Below are 14,687 nucleotides of genomic sequence, written 5' to 3' on the forward strand. Positions count from 1 at the left end.
CGTGGTACCCTATGCGATCTGGCGGCCGACCGAGTTCTATCTTGCCGGCCATACCTGCTGGAACGTCGGCGGCATGACCTTCGATGCTGCGGGGCTGCGACTGTTCATGGCCGAGCGGGGTCTTGGCGAGGGCGAAATGAACGCCGTGGTGGTTCACGTCTGGTCGCTGTCAGCCGATTGACCACGCCTGCGTGAATGAGAAACACTTGAACCGGTCGGTAGGGCGGCGTCGAGGGCGCTTCAGCGACCGAGACCTGCCGCACTCTGCTTGATCCGCCTGATCATGTCGTCCAGTTCGCCTTGGTTGGCAAAGCCGATGGTGAACGCATCTATGAACGGGTGGCTCAGGGCAAAGCGCAGCGACTCGTCGATCTGGTCGCCTTTGAACGCCCCCTCGCCGACGATCTTCATTCCATAGACGGCCTTGCCTCGCTTGTGGGCCGCCTCCAGGATCGCGGCTACCTGCGGGATCTCTCCCGCTTTTTCACGTCCATGTGCATGGCGTACGGGTTGAAGCGGGCCAGAATCACCTCGACCCAGGGCTCTTCGGAAGCGGCCTTGAGCGCCTCAATCGAGTGGCATGAACAGCCCATCGCCCGAACCTGACCTTTCTGTTTGGCTTCGCTGAGAACCTCCATGGCCGGCTTCATTGTTTCCCGCCACGCCGGGTCCGTCAGGCAATGCAGCAGACAGATATCAATGTAGTCGGTCTTGAGTTCCTGGCGAAAACGCTCGATGTCCGCGCGGATATCCTCGGCCGGGCGGCAGACGTCGCCCGGCGTATGCGCCCAGACCTTCGATGTGATGACGAGCTTGTCGCGAGGAACCTGTCTCATCGCTTCGCCGATGTAGGGGTGCGACTTGTACATGTCCGCCGCTTCCCACCAACGCACACCTTCATCAAAGCCGTGCCGAAGCAGCTTGATCATGCCTTCGCTGCCAAGGTTACGCTGGATACTTCCGCCCTTGGTGCCTGTCCCGATCGCGAGGCGCGATGCCCTGATGCCCGTCTTGCCGAGCACAACGGTGTCGCTGGCGCTCGCCGCCCTCCCGGTCGAAGGCGCTGTGGTCGTCGTGGCTTTTTCCCCGAACACCTCCCCTGCGACTCCGGTCGCGGCTGCCGCACTCAGACCCAGAAACTCTCGCCGGTTGATCGTTCTCATGCCCCCATCTCCGCAGGTTGCCGCGCTGCAGTCTCCCCAATGGCAATTCTCGCCGATTGCTCACGAAGCGACGACGTGGTATCAGCAGTCAATTCGCATCCTACCTGTTTGTCGCGGCCGAGTCAAAGGTTTTTCTTGTGTCACTTGGCGACAGGCTGCGATTCAGGATGCACGAGCTTGCCAGGCAGTCGGCGAACCATGACCTCCGCCACGCTGAGCTCCTGTTTGCCCCCGACGGCCGCAATGCGGAAGTCGGCGCCGTTGGTCCGGTTACAGAACCGCACATCGGGCAAATGCAGGGAAATCATCCGCCAGGTGTCGGTCTTGCCGAGTGGAATGTCGCGCGTAGGCCGGAACGCACCCTCGAAGACGCTGGAGGCCCGGTCGCCGCTGTCATACTCGATGCGGATGGCATCGCAGCCGTCATCATCGCGAAGGATGATACTCACCTCGGCGACCGAGTCCATCCGGTCGAACATGAAGGAATCGTCAATCTCGAAGTAAAGAAAACGCGCCGGCAGCGAATCCGGCCCGGAGACGGTGGTCGCGCAGCGCCGGCCGTCGATCGTCGTGGTTTTCCAGTGTCCGTCCCCGGCGCTGGGCCGAAGGGTCAGACCGGCCGTGTGTTGCAGAGACCATCTGACCATATCAGCATTGACATAAGGGCCCTCCGGAAGCACCTGCGTGCCCTCGCGGAACAGGCGGGCATAACGCGCAGTCATCTCAATGTAACGCACGCCCCAATCCTGCGAGCGCGCAATATCCGTGCCCTCGTGCCATTCGTTCCACGTTTCAACGTGAACGATCCAGGGACGTCGTGCCGGCTGCATACGGAGCAGCTTCTCCCATTGCTCGCGATAAAAAGCCCCGCCGCGACGGGGAACGACGAGAGCCTCACGACCGGGGACCGCCGAATGGTCGTAACCCGGACCCAGCCCCGCGACGACGTCGCCCAGTGTCAGGCCCAGAGCTCCGCCCCAACGATACCAGGCATCAGACCGTCCGGGCCAATCGGCGTGGCGGACGAGGAAGAAGTCCGTTGCGAAATCTTTTCGGAACCGCTCGCGGGCGTCGTCGAACAGGCGATCGTCGACCTTCTCGGCAAAGCTGGCGGCGTAGAGGAAGATGATCGGCCGCCCGTCGACGCGGGCCCATTTCTGCGGCGGGATCATGCTGAAGAAATCGCGGATCGTGGCGTAAAACCACTCACGGCCGCGCAGGGTCGTCAGATCGATGCGGACGTTGCGCCGGCCGTCCGGGAGAACGTTCGTCCGCAGCGTGCTCGTGTCGTAGAAAAGGCCGATTTGCGGCGGACGGGGAACAGTCGAGTCTTCCTTATGTCCGGCCGTCATCCGATCGTGGGCCTGAACAAGCGGAGGCAGGCCGGCGAAGCTCCATTCGTCGTACTGGCCGGGAACACCCCAGAACACCGGCATGAAAAAGTCCAGGTTGGCCTCGGCCATGTCGCGAAGCTGAGCGTAGTGCCAGTCGGGCGACTTGTAGCTCAGATCGGCCATAAACGATTCGGGCGGATGCGTCGTGAGAGCGTCCGAGCCGTCGGGATTGCGGAGGTGAGCTCCCGTGTACACGTCATACCAGTAGAAGTAGGTCGTCCCCACGATGGGGCGGCCGCTCTTGAACGTCGGTGCTTTACCGTGCACGGCGGCTCTTAGCTTGAAATACCTGCCGGGTGGCGGACGATCGAGCGGAGAGGCCGCTGACGCGAAAGCGGCCGGCCGCCAGGCTAGAACGGCAAGAAGACCAAGGACCATCTCAAAACGCATCGGGACTCTCCCTACCTGGTTCTTGAATCGGCCAGTAACGTCATCACCTCGCCGCGGGTGCGAGCATCGGACTTGCACAGCCCCCTCAGCGCCGACGTGACCATCAGCGTCCCGGGTTTCTTCACGCCGCGGCAGGTCATGCACAGGTGAGTGGCCCTGAGAACCACCGCCACCCCCTTGGCGTGCAGCTCTTCCATCAGAAGGTCGGCAATCTGGCTTGTCATGCGCTCCTGCACCTGTGGCCGGCGGGCATAGGCTTCAACCACGCGAGCGAGCTTCGAGAGCCCCACGATCCGGCCGTCCGGCAGGTAGGCGATGTGGGCGTCGCCGGCGAACGGCAGCAGATGGTGCTCGCACATGGAGTGGAACGGAATGTCGCGCAGCACCACCAGCTCGTCGTACTGTTCGGTAAAAAAGGTCCTCAGGTACTGGCGAGGGCTCTCATGCAGGCCGCTGAAAACCTCCGCATACATCCGCGCGACACGCAGAGGCGTCTGCTTGAGGCCCTCGCGGTCAGGGTCCTCTCCGACCGCCAGCAGGATCTCCCGCACGGCTGACGCAATGCGATCAAGATCTACCGACTGCTGCGGCTTACTCGATTCAGGCACCGTATCTTCCCCGTTTCAAGTCGTCTTCACTCCGAGGTCGAGGTGGCCGGCCGAAAAGCTTCCTCAATCGCCGACAGAATCTCTTGCTCGAGCTGGCGGTCGCGCTTGCCGTATACCCATTCCTCACGGTTGTCCGCCGACCCCGCACCCATGCGGTCAATTGGGGTGTCACTGGGACGATCATCGCCACGCTGCGAACTGAACGCCGCACGTTCGGAGGTTTCGAGACGTTGGGCTTGAACCACACACCGCAGCAGGACATCGGGGCCTTGCTGGTTCAGTCGCAGCTCGGCGAGATAGCGGTGACGCCCTCTGACGCCGGCGAGGAGGTCACGCACGCGTTCGGGCTGTGCGGCTCCCGTCATTTCCTGCGGCTGAGCGACGATCAAACCCGGACCCGATGCAACGGAGTCAATCCTGAAGTACTGCCGGAATACGCGTTCGGCAACCGGCTGCACGGCGGCGACGTCGGTGTTGGCAATTCGTCTTCCTGCCGCGCCGGCACCGCGACTGACGCTGGATGGAGAACGGTCAATCGAACTGGAGCAGCCGCCCCAAAACATGGCGATGGCGGTCGCGGCGATCAACCGCCGCCGTCCAATCCGGATCCTTCTTTGAATGTGCATGGGCTGAACTCCGCGGGAGACTCTGGCGCCTCAATGGATTCACAACGATCAGCACGAGGTGCATTATGCGATGGTTCGCAGGGTAGTTCAAGAAAATGATGTCGTGGCGGGTCTGCGCCGGCGAGCTATAATCGTGCGGCATGGGCGGAATCCTGACCTTGGTTTTGATGAATCTCACGGTGCCTGGCAGCGGCCTGATTCTTCTGGGAAGGGCATGGCTGGGCTTTGCGCTGGCCATATGGTTCTGCTTGGCTGCGGTCATCGCCGTCTCCGGACGATACATCGCCCCGGTCAGCATCCCCTGGGGGGTCACCGCCGTCGCGGCCGCTCTCGCGTTGATGGCGTGGCTGATCGGACAAGGGCTACTGGTCTCCCGAATCCGGTGTCTTCGGGGCCGCCTGCCAGGCGCGCTGTTTTCGGTGAAGAAAACCGACACATGAGATGCTAGCGGGTGCCAACGGAGACCAGAAACAATTGTGAACAACTCCTGCAGGTGATGCCGGGAGCCGGCCGGGGTGCCGATAATAACTCTTGATTCTGCACCAGGTTGTGCACTCGGGCGCCACCCTGGGCCGCGTTGGCGGTCGGCGACGCCTGGGGAAAAGCGGTGCACTATCCGAGTTGCCCCAATCCTTCCTGGGGACACCGCTTGGACCGCCTCCCACAGGACCACTAGCAGGTTCACGAGGGCGTCAAAGATCGGCCCGGGGGCCCTAGGCGAAAACCCACAACTGGCGGTGGAAGCTGACCGATATGGAAGCTGACGGGTTTGCGAGGATATGTGCGGTAGCTTGAAGGAGCTCGCCGGCAGTGCTAGAATCCCGTGCGTCCCAGAACAACCGCCCCGGGGGTGCGATCTCCGTTAGCGATGGCCTAGTCTGTTGCAGGCGCCCGGTAGGGGCAGACAAGCTGTGTTCCCGCTCGAAGATACGGCTTACAGCGTAAATGCAACCGTGTCGGGTGGAACCGGTGAGCGGGACGCCGTCAGGAGCAGCGGGCTGATTCACAAACACCGCGCTGCCAGGAGCTAGGGATGTTTGAACGTTTCACGGATCGGGCTCGCAAAGTCATGGCCTTGGCCAACCAGGAGGCCCAGCGCTTCAACCACGAGTACATCGGAACCGAGCACATCCTCCTCGGTCTTGTCAAAGAAGGCTCCGGTGTCGGTGCCAATGTCCTGAAGAATCTCGATGTCGACCTGCGGAAGGTGCGCCTGGAAGTCGAAAAGCTCGTTAAGAGCGGCCCGGATATGGTCACCATGGGCAAGCTTCCCCAGACGCCGCGCGCCAAGAAGGTCATCGAGTATGCGATCGAGGAAGCTCGAAACCTCAATCATAACTACGTGGGGACCGAACACCTCTTGCTTGGCCTGCTCCGCGAACACGACGGCGTGGCGGCACAGGTGCTCATGAATCTCGGTCTCAAGCTGGAAGACGTCCGCGAGGAGGTTCTGAACCTCCTTGGCGCCGGCATCGAGAACGAGGAGAGCCAACCCCACGCGATGGGCGAAGCCAAAAAAGGTAAGAGCAAAACGCCGGCCCTCGATTCATTCGGGCGCGACCTGACGGAAATGGCCCGCGAAGGCAAACTGGACCCCGTGATCGGTCGACACCGCGAGATCAACCGCGTGATTCAGATTCTCTGCCGTCGCACGAAGAACAACCCGGTCCTCCTTGGCGAGGCCGGCGTGGGCAAGACGGCAATCGTCGAGGGACTGGCCCAGAAAATCGTCAGCGGCGAGATTCCCGAACTCCTGGCGGATCGCCGGATCGTCGTGCTTGACTTGGCGATGATGGTCGCGGGGACCAAGTATCGCGGGCAGTTTGAAGAACGTATCAAGGCGGTCATGAACGAGGTGATCCGCGCCAAGAACGTGATCCTGTTCATCGACGAACTCCACACCCTGGTGGGTGCGGGCGGGGCCGAGGGCGCCATTGATGCCTCCAACGTGCTCAAGCCGGCTCTCAGCCGCGGCGAGATACAGTGCATCGGCGCCACCACGCTTGACGAATATCGCAAGTACATCGAAAAGGACGGAGCTCTGGAGCGGCGATTCCAGCAGATCATCGTCGAACCCCCGACCCGCGAGGAAACCATCCAGATCCTGCAGGGTTTGCGCGACCGCTACGAGGCTCACCACCGCGTGCAGATCACCGACGAGGCGATCATGCAATCGGTCGAGCTGTCCAATCGATACATCTCCGATCGCGTTCAGCCTGACAAGGCGATCGACGTCATTGACGAGGCCGGCGCCTGTGTACGCCTCAAAACGATGACCAAACCGCCGAATCTGACCGAGATCGAGCGCGAAATCGAAAGGCTCTTGATCGAAAAGGACGAAGCGGTCAAAACCGCCGACTACGAGCGGGCCGCCGAACTGCGGGATCGCGCCGAAGTCCTGCGATCCAAAAAAGACGAAATGCAACGCGAGTGGCGCAGCCGGGCCAAGGAGGTCGACGGCATCGTCGATGCCGAAGTCATCGCCGAGGTGGTCTCGAGCATGACCGGCGTGCCTCTGACCCGCCTGGAAAAGGGCGAGGTCGAGCGGCTGCTGCGGCTGGAGGACGAACTGCATAAGCGGATCATCAGCCAGGACGAGGCCATCCGGGCCGTCGCCCGGGCCGTGCGCCGTTCACGCAGCGGCATGAAAGACCCGAATCGCCCGATGGGCAGCTTCATCTTTATCGGTCCGTCGGGCGTCGGCAAGACATATCTCGCCAAGTGCCTCGCCGACTTCATGTTCGGCAGCGAGGACGCGTTGGTGGTCCTCGACATGTCGGAGTTCATGGAGAAACACAACGTCAGCAAGCTCATCGGCGCCCCGCCGGGCTACGTGGGCTACGAAGAAGGCGGCCAGCTCACCGAACGCATCCGCCGCCGGCCGTATTCGGTCGTACTGCTCGATGAAATCGAGAAGGCTCACCCCGACGTGTTCAACATGCTCCTGCAGATCATGGAGGAAGGCCGGCTGACCGATTCTTTCGGCCGCCACGTAGACTTCAAGAATACTATCCTAATCATGACCAGCAATATCGGCGCCGATCGAATCACCAACCAGGGCGATTTCGGCTTCGGCAAGCGCGACGAAAACGTCACCTATGAGAAGATGAAAAAGATGTTGCAGTCCGAGGTCGAACGCTACTTCAGACCCGAGTTCATCAACCGCGTCGATGAACTCGTGGTCTTCCATAAGCTCATGCACGACGACCTTACCCGCATCGTCGAGCTCGAACTTGCCAAGGTCGTCAAGCGCATCGCCCAGCAGGGCCTCAAACTCGAGATCGACCAGTCAGCCAAGGAATACCTGATCGAGCACGGGACCGATGAGAAGTTCGGTGCCCGCCCGCTGCGCAGGGCGATCGAGAACCGCGTCGAGGACCCGCTGAGCGAGGCCATTCTGCGGGGCGAGTACAAAGGCCGGAACCGCATTGTCGTGAGCGCCAAGCCCGAAGGCGAGGATGGCGAAATGAAACTCGTCTTCGAAGCAATGACCGATGAAGCGCAGTCGGCGCCGGTCCCGGCGGGCTCCACTGGCGACGGGACATAGCCCGACCGCTGGATGTGGATTCGATCGGACGGCACAGGGAAACACCCAGGGAACGGCCGACCCCACGCGAGGGCGGCCGTTCTCGTTGGCAGATGCCCAAGAGAGAACTCGTCTGATTGGAGCGGCAGGCATGCTGTGGCCGACCAATCAGCCCCAGATCTGGGATTCGCAGATTTCAAATCCCAAATCGGCCCGCCGGCGCAAACCCTGCCGCATGCATGTCTTGAAGGCTGGCTTGCTTTGTTCTCCTAATCACTTGATTCTCCTGTTGCTTCGGTTACAATGTCATGGACAAGTATGAGGAGGCAGCCGGCGTAGTGGGCGGTCGGCTGTAGGCCGTCTGAGAGGTTTGGCCTGGAGTCCAATTCTGTATTCGGCATCGCCGGAGAGGAGCAGGACGTGCATAAACTGTTCTCATCGTTCAGCGGCGTCATTCTCGTTGTCATGTTGTTGAGCCCCTCGGCCGGTTCTGCGGTCGCCCAAGACTGCCAAGGCCAGTGGCTGCCCGGCGAAGGTTTGCCGGGAGTGAATGGGACGGTGTACGCAGCGACCAGTTGGGATCCGGACGGCGCCGGCCCGCTGGATGAGCTGTTGGTGGTCGGCGGCAGCTTCAACGTGGCAGGGACCAATCTCGCCAGCAACATCGCCTCCTGGAACGGCTCAACCTGGCAGCCGTTGGGCGACGGGACGAACGGGACAGTGCGTGCCCTGGCCGTCTGGAACGGCGAGTTGATCGCCGGGGGAGAGTTCGCCACGGCCGGTGGCGCGACCGTCAACTGCATCGCCCGCTGGAACGGCTCAACCTGGCAGCCGCTGGGCGATGGTACGGACGGCAGCGTGCTATCCCTGACGGTCTACAACAGCGAACTGATCGCCGGCGGCAGTTTCACGACGGCCGGCGGCGTGAACGCCAACCGAATCGCCCGTTGGAATGGTTCGGCTTGGCACCGCTGGGTACGGGAACAGACGGCGACGTCTGTGCCCTGACCATCTACGGTAGTGATCTGGTGATCGGGGGAAGTTTCGTCAGTGCCGGCGGTTCATACGTGAACTACCTGGCCCGCTGGAACGGATCGAGCTGGTCGTCCATCGGCGGCGGAATGGGCAGCGATGTGTACGCGCTGGCGGTTCATAATGGCGACTTGATAGTTGGCGGCAAGTTCAAGACCACTGCCGCCGGCTTCCACGTCTACGCCATAGCCCGCTGGAACGGTTCCACATGGCAACAGATGGACCTGGGAATGTATGCCTCCCCGATGACTGACCCGACGGTATATGCGCTGGCCGTCTACAACGGTGAACTGGTCGCCGGGGGCAACTTCGATCGGGCGGGCAACGTTAGTTTCTGGGACACGAGGTGTATCGCCCGTTGGGACGGGTCGACCTGGAAACCCCTGGGGAGCGGGCTTGGGATTGCTTGGCCTGATCCCGGGGTACGTGCTCTGACGGTGCACGGCGGTGGGTTGATTGCCGGAGGGGGGTTCATATCGGCCGGCGGAGCAGGTACGGCTCGTGTCGCTCGGTGGAACGGTTCGGAATGGCAGTCATTGGGTGGCGGCATCAGCGGAGGAGTCCTTGCTCTGACCGTCTACAACGGCGATCTGATTGCCGGAGGCGACTTCATTACTGGTGGTGCTGTTGGCGCTGACTCTGTTGCCCGCTGGGATGGCGTAGCTTGGCAGCCTCTGGGAGGCGGGATCGGCCAGACTCCGAATGTAGATGCCCTGGCCAGCTACGGCAACGAGCTGATCGTCGGGAGCAGGATGTACCGTGTTGACAACGATTTTATCGCTGAAGTCCTCGGCTGGAACGGCACGTCGTGGCGGTCATTGGGCAGCGGAATGACGGGATCAGCCGCCGATCCATACCCTCAAATCCACACACTGACGGTCTGTCTCAGGGCGAATTGATCGCCGGAGGCTACTTCACTACCGCCGGCGGCGTGACTGCCAACGGCGTTGCGAGCTGGAACGGGACACACTGGCAACCGCTAGGCAACGGTATCTACGGCACGGTATGGGCCCTGACTGTGTACAACGGTGAACTGATCGCCGGAGGCGTTTTTCCTTCGGCCAGCGGTGTCAGCGTCAACCACATCGCACGCTGGAATGGCTCTGTCTGGCGACCTCTAGGCAGCGGGATGTCGACCGAGAACTATCGCCCTGTAAGGGCCATGGCTGTCTACAATGGCGAGTTGGTCGTCGGGGGTCACCTCTCGACAGCCGGCGGCGTGACCTGCAATAACATAGCCCGATGGAACGGCTCAGCTTGGCAGCCACTGGGCAGCGGCACGGAGGGCATCGTGTTGTCTCTGACCGTCTACAACGGCGAACTGGTGGCCGGTGGCGGTTTCACGACGGCCGGCGGCGTGAGCGCCAACCGGATCGCCCGGTGGAACGGCACGGACTGGCAGCCAATGGGCAGCGGCTTGAACGACACTGTTCATGCATTGACCGTCCACAATGACGAGCTGATCGCCGGCGGCTCTTTCACCACCGCGGGCGGTCAAGTATCGGCCTACTGGGCCCGCTGGAAGGCTTCCTTGCCCGTTATTGACCAGCAGCCGACCTCGCAGGTGAGCCCGCTGGGACAAGCCGTGCAGTTCAATGTGTTGGCTTCCGCGACAACGGGGACGCTGAGTTATCAATGGCGCAAGGATGGCGTTGCGTTGACCGACGGCGGCAACATCTCCGGGGCGACGACCGCGACGCTGACCGTTGACCCGGTTGGCCTCGGTGACGCCGGCAGCTACGACGTGGTTGTGTCCGACGACTGCGCTTCGATCGCCGGCAACGCAGCCTTGTTGACCATCATGTTCCCACCGGGCGACTTCGACCTTGACGGCGATGTGGACCAGGACGATTTCGGTCGTTTTCAGGCCTGTCTCAGCGGCGACACCGTGCCCCAAGGCTTACCTGAGTGCAGGCCGGCACACATGGATGGCGATAGCGATGTCGACAAGAACGATGTCGCGCTCTTCCTGCAGTGCCTGAGCGGACCGGATGTGCTGGCGGATGTGGATTGTGCGCCATAAGCAGGCTGCCCTGAACCCTGCTTGCCTTGCGCAGCTCGCAGAGCGAAGCAGCGAACCCTGTTCCCAAAGCGGCTTTCGGCCGCAACCAAAGCGTTTCCGAGTGGCCTGTACAGCCCGGTAGGTCGTGCTCCGCACGAGTACGTGTTTAGCGAGGTCAGCATCCTTCAGGCCCAGGGCCTCCACACAATAGTAGCCGGCTGCAAACGAAGCGATGCTGCCGGTATGAGGAACCGTCATCCTCAACCCGACCATGAAAAACAGATTGCCCCAAAGGGGCATAGGTATGTGCCAGGGGCGCAAGCCCCTGGGAGCCTGGCCGCAAACCCGAAATCGCCCGTTGCCCCAGAGGGGCACAGGTATGTAGCCAGGGGCGCAAGCCCCTGGGACGTTTAGCCCAGCAGTCTGGTCTGACCCGGAATCGGAATCGGATAGTCGCCGCCTGCTTCGGGTTTGGTCGGCGGTTCCATGTCCATGGTGACCTTCTCCGGCGGTGGGCCGAAACTGAAGTCGGATTTCCAGATCTCTTCCCACTTGACCGGCTTGCCCGTATAGCACGCAACTTGACCCATGACGCCCATCATGGTGCTGTTGTTCATATGGTAGCCGCTGTTGATGGGCTTGTCGTTTCGGACTGCTTCTATCAGGGCCTTCTGCTCGGCCGCGCCGGGGTTGTTGTGCTGGCCGGCGAACTCCCACTTCTTCTCACCCTCGATGCGGCATTCGCCGAGATAGCAAGTGCCCTTGGTACCCATAATGATGTCGCTGTAGTTGTTGTAGGTGTTCTCCTGGGTTCGACAGAGGGCGTACACGCGTGCGCCACCCGCATACTCGTAGACGACCGTGTGGTGGTCGAACATGTCGCCGTATTTCTCACCGAAAGACGCCGAACGGCCGCCCAACCCGAAGGCCCAGGTCGGCAACTGCTCTTTGAGGGCCCACGACGCCCGATCCACGTTATGAACCAGTGACTGCGGCACGTCGTCGCCCGACAGCCAGCAGAAGTGGTACCAGTTGCGGAATTGGTACTCCAGCTCGCTGAGGCCCGGCTCCCGCTCGACGACCACGTACGGTGCCCGAAGGAACATGCACTGGATGGCCACAATTTCGCCGATCGCCCCGTCATGAATGCGTTTGATCGTCTCCTGCCAGCCGGCGTGCCAGCGGCTTTGCAGCCCGGACAGGATGCTGAGGTTTTTGTCCTTGGCAAGCTCGCAAACCGCCTTCATGCGGTGGACGCCAAGCGCGTCGATGCCGTGGGGCTTCTCGACGAACACGTGCTTGCCGGCCTTGATGGCCGCCTCGGCGTACATCGGGTGAAACTTGGACGCACAAGCAATCAGGACGACGTCGACGGAATCGATGACTTTCTTGTATCCGTCCAGCCCGACAAAGCAGTGAGCATCATCCACCTGCACCTGCTCGGGATGCTTGCTCTTGAGACTCTCGCGGCTCTTCTCAATCTTATCCTTGAAAACGTCGCACATGGCCGTGAGCTTCACGTCCGGACCGGCCTGCATGCTCTCATCCGCGGCTCCCGTGCACCGGCCGCCGCAACCGATCATGCCAATACGAATGACCTGATTCCCGGCGGCGTGGGCTCCGCCGGCGACGCTCAAGGTTGTGGCTCCAGCGGCGGCCGCCGCCGAAAACTTCAGAAAATCGCGACGCGTCGTGACGGTGACGGGATGATGCTTTGTATTGCTCATTGTCGCAAGTCCTTTCCGGTCCGGAGACCGACCGTTCGCCCGCTTGACTGGTTACCGGTGGGGACCACCGCGGTCGACATCACCGCCGGCAGTATACCACCGCCCGCGTGCCGCAAGAATCCGCCAAACCGGGTGCAAAAGGCACTTGACATCAGTCGCCGGCGGGTTATGATTCCGCCCTGACAAGTAAAGAGGTGCACGATCGCCGGCTTCCGCCTTGGGCGGAATGAAAAGGGAAGGTGGTGCAAATCCACCGCGGACCCGCCGCTGTGATCGGAGTACCGGCTACTCTTGCCATTGTCCGTGACAAAGTGGGGCTCATGATGCCCTGCGGCACGGATGAGAAGGCGTGGCCGGATGTGGGAAACGGTCTTCTTCGGATGACCCGGTTCCCCGCTCCGTAAGCCAGAAGACCTGCCTGCGAACGTGGTTTGTTGTGTCGTGTGCCCCGGGCATGGGTATTGCGAGAGCTGCCGGGGATTCAGGCGGTCATTGTCGGCCGCGTGAATCCCGTTTGCGTTTGAACGCCGGATCATCCCAGTGCTCGTGTCCGCGGGCGCTGGGATTTTTTTGTGGCCCGAGGTAGGCCACAGAAAGGGTGTCTGATGAGGGATCATGTGAATGTCACAAGGGCGGTGGCAATCCGGGTTTTCCTGACAGGGTTCCTGGGAGCGTCGCTGCTGGGGACGGCCATGGCAGAGGGTTCTCCAATCCCTGTCGGCTACGGCAACAGTCACGCTGAGGTCACGGTCGAGTTCGTGGATGGAACCTTCTATGTGTTCGAGGTGTCCTTCGATGGTCAGACAACGGGCTTGGGGCTCTTGGACGTGATCGAGACAAGCACAACCTTGACAACGATTCGGAACGATTTTGGCTGGGGTGTGTTCGTTGACGGGATCAGCTACGAGGGTCACAGCAACGTGGGATACGGCGGCGGCGAGAACTGGTGGCACTACTGGATCAAGGAGCCCGGAGGCAATTGGCAATCCCCGTCCTACGGGGCTTCCAGTCGAACGGTGATCGACGGGTGCTCTGACGCATGGATCTACGGCCGCGCCGGTATGCCCATACCCGAGCCCGTGACAGTGCTGCTCGCCGCTCTGGCAACAACGTTGTTGCTGAAACGTTCGGTACGCGTCGGCTGAGCCGGAGACACAGGCGATGTGCAGATGGTATGCAATCCTCGGAGCGGTTGTCACCGCGGCCGGCACGGCCGTCAATGGCTACGAGTACAACCGCTCCGACTTCGCCTTCTATGTCGATCTCCCGGGCAACTACGTCGAAGGTGATGGCGTGCCTTGGGATTTCATCAGCTTCGATGACTTCAATGACCCGTTTGCCGCAGGCGACCGGCCCACGATCGACACCACCGGCGACAATGATTTCGCCTCGGGCACGGGCTCCGCCGCCAACCCCGTGCCGGTCGTTCCGGTCTACCAGCCGTTTCGCGCGTTTGAGATCGTCTCGATCGGCAAGGGCGGACATCTGATCCTCGAGTTCGACCACCACGTCCTGGATGATCCTCTCAACCCCTGCGGCGTGGATTTCATCATCTTCGGCAATTCCAACATGATTATCGACGGCATCAGCAGGTGGCGCAACGGCGACCCCAACCAGACCTTGCTCCAGGGGCCAATAGCCAAAGAACCGGCCACTGTGTCGGTCAGCCAGGACGGCGTGACTTGGTACACGTTTGTCGATGGGCCCTTTGCTGATGATTTCGCCCCAACCCTCGGACGCATCTATGACCCGGCCGGCCCCGTTTCGTCACTCCCCGGCAACCAGTGGTGGGGGCAGCCGACCGATCCGACGTATCCGCTCAGCCCCGACCTGCACGCCCCCCTCGGAGCGGTGCCCGAGCCGACGACGTTCAGCGCATGGACGCTGGCCGGCCTGGCGATGAAGTACGGCTACTCGGCGGGCGGGACCGGCTTCGACCTCGCCGCTTTGCAGAACCTGCCTGTCGGACCGCACGGGCTGCGATGGTTTCGCTACGTCCGGATCGACAACCCGATCGGCAGCGGTTGCGTCCCTGAAATCGACGCCGTGGCCGACGTGGCTCCCCGGTTGGTGCCGGACCTGGATTGTGATTCTGATGTCGACGGGGCCGACGTCGACAGGTTCGAGGAATGCGCGAGCGGCCCCGGCGTGGCTCGCTTGGCCCAACAATGTGTACGCGCCGATTTCGATCAGGATGGCGATGTGGATCAAACGGATTT

The 14,687-nt window shown here is 61.8% G+C and carries 14 protein-coding genes and 1 riboswitch; of the genes, 8 read left to right on the plus strand and 6 right to left on the minus strand.

Annotated features, from left to right (window positions below; all coding sequences use genetic code 11):
• A partial coding sequence (locus PLL20_15755; protein HPD31445.1) for a hypothetical protein occupies positions 1 to 181 on the plus strand: 181 nt, incomplete at its 5' end.
• A gap of 59 nt (positions 182 to 240) precedes the next feature.
• Here PLL20_15755 and PLL20_15760 read toward each other — a convergent pair.
• The 5 genes from PLL20_15760 to PLL20_15780 all read right to left on the minus strand — a co-directional run bounded on the left by PLL20_15760 (position 241) and on the right by PLL20_15780 (position 4,181).
• Complete coding sequence (locus PLL20_15760) at positions 241 to 411, minus strand: hypothetical protein (GenBank protein ID HPD31446.1); 171 nt, start codon at positions 409 to 411, stop codon at positions 241 to 243.
• A gap of 47 nt (positions 412 to 458) precedes the next feature.
• The gene (locus tag PLL20_15765) at positions 459 to 1,163 is read right to left on the minus strand and encodes an aldo/keto reductase (GenBank protein HPD31447.1); all 705 of its coding nucleotides are present in this window, start codon (positions 1,161 to 1,163) and stop codon (positions 459 to 461) included.
• Positions 1,164 to 1,303: 140 nt separating this feature from the next.
• Entirely contained in the window at positions 1,304 to 2,947 is a 1,644-nt protein-coding gene (locus tag PLL20_15770) for a DUF5010 domain-containing protein (protein ID HPD31448.1), read from the minus strand.
• 11 nt (positions 2,948 to 2,958) lie between these two features.
• Positions 2,959 to 3,555 (minus strand): GTP cyclohydrolase I FolE, encoded by a 597-nt coding sequence (folE, locus tag PLL20_15775; GenBank protein HPD31449.1) that lies wholly within the window; start codon positions 3,553 to 3,555, stop codon positions 2,959 to 2,961.
• A 26-nt stretch (positions 3,556 to 3,581) separates the two neighbouring features.
• A complete protein-coding gene (locus tag PLL20_15780) occupies positions 3,582 to 4,181 on the minus strand; it encodes a hypothetical protein (protein HPD31450.1) in 600 nt (199 codons plus the stop codon).
• Positions 4,182 to 4,321: 140 nt separating this feature from the next.
• Here PLL20_15780 and PLL20_15785 point away from each other — a divergent pair, with 140 nt between their 5' ends.
• From PLL20_15785 to PLL20_15805, 5 genes are all read left to right on the plus strand, one after another.
• Positions 4,322 to 4,621 (plus strand): hypothetical protein, encoded by a 300-nt coding sequence (locus PLL20_15785; protein ID HPD31451.1) that lies wholly within the window; start codon positions 4,322 to 4,324, stop codon positions 4,619 to 4,621.
• A gap of 593 nt (positions 4,622 to 5,214) precedes the next feature.
• Positions 5,215 to 7,728 carry an ATP-dependent Clp protease ATP-binding subunit gene (locus PLL20_15790; GenBank protein ID HPD31452.1) on the plus strand — a complete coding sequence of 838 codons (2,514 nt, stop codon included), beginning with the start codon at positions 5,215 to 5,217 and terminating at the stop codon, positions 7,726 to 7,728.
• Between the two features lie 399 nt (positions 7,729 to 8,127).
• A complete protein-coding gene (locus PLL20_15795; protein HPD31453.1) occupies positions 8,128 to 8,715 on the plus strand; it encodes a hypothetical protein in 588 nt (195 codons plus the stop codon).
• Positions 8,670 to 9,638, plus strand: coding sequence for a hypothetical protein (locus PLL20_15800; GenBank protein ID HPD31454.1), 969 nt, complete (start codon positions 8,670 to 8,672; stop codon positions 9,636 to 9,638). The genes PLL20_15795 and PLL20_15800 overlap by 46 nt, the downstream gene beginning before the upstream one ends.
• On the plus strand, positions 9,548 to 10,762 hold the full coding sequence (locus tag PLL20_15805) for an immunoglobulin domain-containing protein (protein HPD31455.1): 1,215 nt from the start codon (positions 9,548 to 9,550) through the stop codon (positions 10,760 to 10,762). The genes PLL20_15800 and PLL20_15805 overlap by 91 nt, the downstream gene beginning before the upstream one ends.
• 389 nt (positions 10,763 to 11,151) lie before the next feature.
• On the opposite strand, the gene PLL20_15810 is transcribed toward PLL20_15805, so the two are convergent.
• Positions 11,152 to 12,468 carry a Gfo/Idh/MocA family oxidoreductase gene (locus tag PLL20_15810; GenBank protein ID HPD31456.1) on the minus strand — a complete coding sequence of 439 codons (1,317 nt, stop codon included), beginning with the start codon at positions 12,466 to 12,468 and terminating at the stop codon, positions 11,152 to 11,154.
• A 189-nt stretch (positions 12,469 to 12,657) separates the two neighbouring features.
• Positions 12,658 to 12,905: riboswitch (cobalamin riboswitch) on the plus strand.
• Positions 12,906 to 13,085: 180 nt separating this feature from the next.
• Here PLL20_15810 and PLL20_15815 point away from each other — a divergent pair.
• Positions 13,086 to 13,613, plus strand: coding sequence for a hypothetical protein (locus PLL20_15815; GenBank protein ID HPD31457.1), 528 nt, complete (start codon positions 13,086 to 13,088; stop codon positions 13,611 to 13,613).
• A 16-nt stretch (positions 13,614 to 13,629) separates the two neighbouring features.
• Positions 13,630 to 14,687, plus strand: a 1,058-nt coding sequence (locus PLL20_15820) for a hypothetical protein (protein HPD31458.1), incomplete at its 3' end; no start/stop codon positions are given.

Source organism: Phycisphaerae bacterium, from assembly GCA_035384605.1.
Lineage (GTDB): Bacteria > Planctomycetota > Phycisphaerae > UBA1845 > PWPN01 > JAUCQB01.

What these genes read in the sequence shown, in the direction of transcription:
- PLL20_15760 (HPD31446.1), bottom strand. Translation starts at nt 411, where the DNA reads ATGAAGATCGTCGGCGAGGGGGCGTTCAAAGGCGACCAGATCGACGAG.
- PLL20_15765 (HPD31447.1), bottom strand. Translation starts at nt 1,163, where the DNA reads ATGAGAACGATCAACCGGCGAGAGTTTCTGGGTCTGAGTGCGGCAGCC.
- PLL20_15770 (HPD31448.1), bottom strand. Translation starts at nt 2,947, where the DNA reads ATGCGTTTTGAGATGGTCCTTGGTCTTCTTGCCGTTCTAGCCTGGCGG.
- PLL20_15780 (HPD31450.1), bottom strand. Translation starts at nt 4,181, where the DNA reads ATGCACATTCAAAGAAGGATCCGGATTGGACGGCGGCGGTTGATCGCC.
- PLL20_15785 (HPD31451.1), top strand. Translation starts at nt 4,322, where the DNA reads ATGGGCGGAATCCTGACCTTGGTTTTGATGAATCTCACGGTGCCTGGC.
- PLL20_15790 (HPD31452.1), top strand. Translation starts at nt 5,215, where the DNA reads ATGTTTGAACGTTTCACGGATCGGGCTCGCAAAGTCATGGCCTTGGCC.
- PLL20_15810 (HPD31456.1), bottom strand. Translation starts at nt 12,468, where the DNA reads ATGAGCAATACAAAGCATCATCCCGTCACCGTCACGACGCGTCGCGAT.